Here is a 457-nt window from a genome sequence, read left to right on the forward strand (position 1 = left end):
ATAACATCTTCGTTAGAAAATGCTACTGCAGATGGTCCAACAAATACTGATGCAAGTTCTTCAAGACCAGCTTTTTCAGCTGCACGACGTAAGATTGAGTTTTTAATGACTTTGTACTCAACTTCGCTTCCACGAAGCTCACGACGAAGAACTGTATCTTGCTCAACTGTCAAACCACGAGCGTCTACAACGACAATAGATGCAGCAGCTTTCATTTTTTCAGCTACTACGTCAACTAGTTCCGCTTTTTTAGCAATAATTGCTTCACTCATTAGTGTGTTCACCTCCGTAATTATTTTGCTTGGGGAATTTTTCAAAAAGAAAAACGCGCTCAAACCTAGACACGAAAGTACAATACGCTTCTTTTTACATGATACGTTTTGTCCTCGGTAGGATCCTTATGAGTCGAACTCCCCTACTGTCTTAGGCAGTTTTTTCAAACCGTATATAAGTATAG

Annotated in this window: 1 protein-coding gene and 1 other annotated feature; the gene reads right to left on the reverse strand. The window is 39.6% G+C overall.

What is annotated here, in order from left to right:
- Positions 1–272, reverse strand: a 272-nt coding sequence (gene rplJ, locus SMIDD26_RS10865; protein ID WP_134990314.1) for a 50S ribosomal protein L10, incomplete at its 3' end; no start/stop codon positions are given.
- Between the two features lie 38 nt (positions 273–310).
- Positions 311–446 (reverse strand) — a sequence feature (ribosomal protein L10 leader region).
- Positions 447–457 lie beyond the last annotated feature (11 nt).

Origin of the sequence: Streptococcus mitis (genome assembly GCF_001579035.1) — a bacterium.
In the GTDB taxonomy this organism is placed as follows: domain Bacteria; phylum Bacillota; class Bacilli; order Lactobacillales; family Streptococcaceae; genus Streptococcus; species Streptococcus mitis_J.